A 4,928-nucleotide genomic window follows, 5' to 3' on the forward strand; every position below is an offset into this window, starting at 1 on the left:
GCGCCAGGGCGGTCGCGGAACGCGCCCACCTGCACGGCCCAGCCGACGGCGGCGTGTGCCGGCACGGCGGCAGCGGCGCGCGCGACCAGGCGGATCGGCGGGCCGGCCGAGGCGGTGCGCAGTTCCGAGCCGCGGAAGCCCTGGTCAAGCAGTTCGGCCATGTGCCGGTCGCGCTCGGCCGCGGAGGCGCCGCCCAGCACGACGCCGACCAGGCGACGCCCGTCGCGCACCGCGGAGGCGACCAGGTTGAAGCCGGAGGCGCGGATGTAGCCGGTCTTGATGCCGTCGGCACCGTCGTAGGAGGCGAGCAGGCGATTGTGGTTGCGGTGCAGCTGCCCGCGCAGGCGGAAGGAGTCGGTGGAGAAGTAGCGGTACTCGGCCGGGAAGTCGCGCAGCAGGCGGATGCCGAGGGTCGCCATGTCGCGCGCGGTGGTGACCTGCGCCGGATCCGGCAGGCCCGAGGCGTTGCGGAACACGGTGTCGCGCATGCCGAGCTGGCGCGCCTTCAGCGTCATCAACCGGGCGAAGTTCTGCTCGCTGCCGCCGAGCGTCTCGGCGATCGCCGCGGCGGCATCGTTGGCGGAGCGGGTGACGATGGCGAGCAGCGCCTGTTCGAGCGTGATGCGGCTTCCCGCCGGCAGGCCGAGCTTGGAGGGCGGGCGCGCGGCGGCGTGCGCCGACATCGTCACCGGCGTCGACCAGCGTGCGCGCCCGTCCCGTACCGCCTCGAACACCATGTAGGCGGTCATCATCTTGGTCAGGCTCGCGGGATGGCGCCGCGCGTCGGCGTCGTGGGCGAACAGCACGCGGCCGGTGGCGGCCTCGACGACGATCGCGGCATAGCGGTCGGAGCCGATCTGCGCCGAGGCGGGCGCGGCGGCGGAGAGGGCGAGGACGAGGCCGAGGACGGCGGCACGCAGGCTCGGGATCCGCATCGGGGTCAGGCGCGGCAGGAGCAGGACATGGGCGATCCTTATGGTTCGGCCGAGTCGCACCCCGGCCATGCCTGGGAAGGCTAGGCGTCCTGGGGCCCCCTGTCCACAGGAAATCGCGTAAAGGCAATGGGTTGTAAAGAGATACTTAAGGATACGCGCCGGTCGCCGGTGCATCCGGCCGGAATGCCGGTCATGTTGCGGTGCAACATTCTTCTTGACGCATCGCCACGTGTGCGCCATCTAACCCTCATGCTGCACCGCAGCATCATGTTCCCACTGTGATGCGAAAGAGGACCCACCCATGACCACCAGGACCAAGGCGACCGCCACCGTCGTCGACACCGCCGCCGAGGCGGCGCAGAACGGCTTCGAGCAGGCGCAGGCCGCGTTCAAGGCCCAGTTCGACGAGGCCGCCAAGCACGCCGCCGTCGCCCAGAAGGGCCTCGAGCAGGCCTTCGAGCTCGGCAAGGGCCATGTCGAGGCGCTGATCAAGAGCTCGACGATCTGGGCCGAGGGCGTGCAGGAGCTGGCCAAGGCCGCCCTCGCCGCCAACCAGGCCGCGTTCGAGGAGGGCATCGCCAATGCCCGCGCGCTCGCGGCCGTGAAGAGCGTGCGCGAGGCGGTCGAGCTGCAGACCGGCTTCGCCAAGGCCGTGTTCGAGAAGTTCGTCGCCGAGACGACCAAGCTCTCGGAGCAGGGCACCAAGCTCGCCGAGCGGGCCTTCGCCCCGGTGGCCGAGCGTGTGAACGTGACGGTCGCGAGCTTCGGCAAGCCGCTCGCTGCCTGAGCGCAGCGCCACGCGGATGCACGCCGTCGCCCGCCCGGGCGGCGCGTCGAGAGGGAGGGCCCGGTCCGCGCAGGCGGCCGGGCCCTTCGCGCATGCGCATCCCGCGCGCCGCACGGGCGCGCGGGCCTTTCCGCCGCGCCTCGCCATCCGATATCATGCCCCCATGGCGCCGCGCCGCGGCGCATCAGGAATGCGATCACCGGGGCGATGAGCGAGAACGACAAGCGCGGCAACAACGGGGACAACCCCACCACCGGCGTCGTCATCAAGGCCCGGCCAAAGACGCGCAAGCCCAGCATGTACAAGGTGCTGATGCTGAACGACGACTACACCCCGATGGAGTTCGTCGTGCACGTGCTGGAGCGCTTCTTCAACAAGTCCCGCGAGGAGGCCACCCGGATCATGCTGCACGTGCATCGCCGCGGGGTCGGCGTGTGCGGCGTCTACACCTACGAGGTCGCCGAGACCAAGGTGACCCAGGTGATGGATCTGGCGCGCCAGCACCAGCATCCGCTGCAATGCACAATCGAGAAGGAGTGATCCTTCTGCGCCCGCCAAGCCATACCATTTCCTTACCCATCATGCGGCATGATGCCGCGGCGCGGAATGCCGCGTGCCGGCCGTGGCGGCAGGCGCGCGGTGCCGCGGAAGGAGGGCTGACGGATGCTGTCCCGCAACCTTGAGCAGACGCTGCACCGTGCCCTCGGGCTGGCGTCCGAGCGACGGCACGAGTACGCCACGCTCGAGCATCTCCTGCTCAGCCTGGTGGAGGACAGCGACGCCGCCGGGGTGCTGAAGGCCTGTGCCGTCGACATCGAGAAGCTGCGCCGCGACCTCACCGAGTTCCTCGACAAGGACCTCGCCGGTCTGGTGACCGACCGGGCGGGCGACCCGAAGCCCACCGCCGGGTTCCAGCGCGTCGTCCAGCGCGCCGCGATCCACGTGCAGTCCTCCGGCCGCGACGAGGTGACCGGCGCCAACGTCCTGGTCGCGCTGTTCAGCGAGCGCGAGAGCCACGCCGTCTACTTCCTCCAGCAGCAGGACATGAGCCGGCTCGATGCCGTCAATTACATCAGCCACGGCATCGCCAAGGTTCCCGGCCGGGCCGAGAAGCGCCCGGTGCAGGGAACCCCCTCCGGGACCGAGGACGGCGAGGGCGGGCGCGAGGAGAAGCAGTCCCGCCGCGGCCAGGAGGCGCTCGCGAACTACTGCATCAACCTCAACCGCAAGGCGGCGCAGGGCAAGATCGACCCGCTGATCGGCCGCGAGACCGAGGTCGAGCGCACGATCCAGATCCTCTGCCGCCGCACCAAGAACAACCCGCTCTATGTGGGCGACCCGGGCGTGGGCAAGACCGCGATCGCCGAGGGCCTCGCCAAGCGCATCGTCGAGGGCGACGTGCCGGAGGTGCTGGCGCGCTGCACCATCTACGCGCTCGACATGGGGGCGCTGCTCGCCGGCACACGCTACCGCGGCGACTTCGAGGAGCGGCTGAAGGCGGTGGTATCGGAGCTCGAGGCCCAGCCAGGCGCGATCCTGTTCATCGACGAGATCCACACCGTGATCGGCGCCGGCGCCACCTCGGGCGGGGCGATGGACGCCTCGAACCTGCTCAAGCCCGCCCTCGCCTCCGGCACGCTGCGCTGCATCGGCTCGACCACATACAAGGAATACCGCAACTACTTCGAGAAGGACCGGGCGCTCGTGCGCCGGTTCCAGAAGATCGACGTCGCCGAACCCACGCTGGACGACTCGATCAAGATCCTCAAGGGGCTGAAGGCGAACTACGAGAAGCACCACAAGGTCCGTTACACCGACGAGGCGATCAAGGCGGCCGTCGAGCTCTCGGCGCGCTACATCCACGACCGCAAGCTGCCCGACAAGGCGATCGACGTGATCGACGAGGTCGGCGCCTCGCGCATGCTGCTGCCCGAGAACAAGCGCCGCAAGACCGTCACCGTGAAGGATGTCGAGGAGATCGTCGCCAAGATCGCGCGCATCCCGCCCAAGTCCGTGAGTGCCGACGACAAGGAGACGCTGAAGAACCTCGAACGCGACCTCAAGGCGATGGTGTTCGGCCAGGATGCCGCGATCGAGGCGCTCTCGGCGGCGATCAAGCTCGCGCGCGCGGGCTTGCGCGACGGCGAGAAGCCGATCGGCTGCTACCTCTTCTCGGGTCCCACGGGTGTCGGCAAGACCGAGGTGGCCAAGCAGCTCGCCAAGACGCTCGGCATCGCGCTGACGCGCTTCGACATGTCCGAGTACATGGAGCGGCACAGCGTCAGCCGCCTGATCGGCGCGCCGCCGGGCTATGTCGGCTTCGACCAGGGCGGGCTGCTGACGGACGCGATCGACCAGAACCCGCACTGCGTGCTGCTGCTGGACGAGATCGAGAAGGCGCACCCGGACCTGTTCAACATCCTGCTGCAGGTGATGGACCACGGCAAGCTGACCGACCACAACGGCAAGCAGGTCGATTTCCGCAACGTCATCCTGATCATGACGACGAACGCGGGGGCCTCCGACATGGCCAAGCCGGCGATCGGCTTCGAGCGGCAGGCGCGAGTGGGCGAGGACGAGGAGGCGATCAAGCGCTTGTTCACGCCCGAGTTCCGCAACCGGCTCGATGCCATCATCCCCTTCGCCGGGCTGACGCCGGAGATCGTCGGTCGGGTGGTGGACAAGTTCGTGATGCAGCTCGAGGCGCAATTGGCCGACCGCAACGTGACGATCGAGCTTACCGACGCGGCGCGGCTGTGGCTGGCCGAGAAGGGCTATGATCCGCTCTACGGCGCCCGTCCGCTCGCGCGCGTGATCCAGGAGCACATCAAGAAGCCGCTCGCCGAGGAGCTGCTGTTCGGCAAGCTGGCCAAGGGCGGGGCGGTGCGCGTCGGCGTCGATGACGAGAGCAGGACGCTGACCTTCACCTATGTCGAGGTGCCGGTGGCCGCGCTGCCGAAGCCCGAGGGCGAAGTGGGCGAGGGCGACGAGGAGCGCGCGCCGGAGGCGGTGGAGTAGTCATCTCAGAGGCTGTTTCGGAATGCGGTCGGAACGAGGGTTGGGTGGTCACGGCGGGTTGTGATTCCAACGGGTTGTCGAGACCGAGCTGGATTCGCAACCCATGTGGAGCGTAACCACCCGGGCGCAGCATAGCCGTGCGGGCCTTCGCTACGCGAGCGACGTGACGGATGCCGAGTGGGGCATCC

The 4,928-nt window shown here is 69.1% G+C and carries 4 protein-coding genes and 1 pseudogene; 4 read left to right on the top strand and 1 reads right to left on the bottom strand.

All coding sequences use genetic code 11. From position 1 onward, the window contains the following. The coding region (locus tag FK498_RS17345; protein ID WP_237560999.1) for a D-alanyl-D-alanine carboxypeptidase family protein at positions 1 to 995 on the bottom strand (995 nt) is incomplete at its 3' end. A gap of 241 nt (positions 996 to 1,236) precedes the next feature. Between FK498_RS17345 and FK498_RS17350 the strand changes: the two genes are divergently transcribed. The 4 genes and pseudogenes from FK498_RS17350 to FK498_RS19800 all read left to right on the top strand — a co-directional run. Beyond that, positions 1,237 to 1,722 carry a phasin family protein gene (locus FK498_RS17350; protein ID WP_141856774.1) on the top strand — a complete coding sequence of 162 codons (486 nt, stop codon included), beginning with the start codon at positions 1,237 to 1,239 and terminating at the stop codon, positions 1,720 to 1,722. Between the two features lie 207 nt (positions 1,723 to 1,929). Beyond that, entirely contained in the window at positions 1,930 to 2,262 is a 333-nt protein-coding gene (gene clpS, locus FK498_RS17355) for an ATP-dependent Clp protease adapter ClpS (protein ID WP_141856776.1), read from the top strand. A 123-nt stretch (positions 2,263 to 2,385) separates the two neighbouring features. Then, positions 2,386 to 4,740 carry an ATP-dependent Clp protease ATP-binding subunit ClpA gene (gene clpA, locus FK498_RS17360; RefSeq protein ID WP_141856778.1) on the top strand — a complete coding sequence of 785 codons (2,355 nt, stop codon included), beginning with the start codon at positions 2,386 to 2,388 and terminating at the stop codon, positions 4,738 to 4,740. Between the two features lie 103 nt (positions 4,741 to 4,843). Beyond that, a pseudogene (locus FK498_RS19800) lies at positions 4,844 to 4,928 on the top strand (IS5/IS1182 family transposase); the annotation flags it as partial.

The sequence above is a fragment of the Elioraea sp. Yellowstone genome, from assembly GCF_006704265.1.
Classification (GTDB): domain Bacteria; phylum Pseudomonadota; class Alphaproteobacteria; order Acetobacterales; family Acetobacteraceae; genus Elioraea.

Bases quoted from the DNA above. Each gene is read 5' to 3' on its own strand.
- FK498_RS17350 (WP_141856774.1), top strand. From the start codon at position 1,237: ATGACCACCAGGACCAAGGCGACCGCCACCGTCGTCGACACCGCCGCC.
- clpS (WP_141856776.1), top strand. From the start codon at position 1,930: ATGAGCGAGAACGACAAGCGCGGCAACAACGGGGACAACCCCACCACC.
- clpA (WP_141856778.1), top strand. From the start codon at position 2,386: ATGCTGTCCCGCAACCTTGAGCAGACGCTGCACCGTGCCCTCGGGCTG.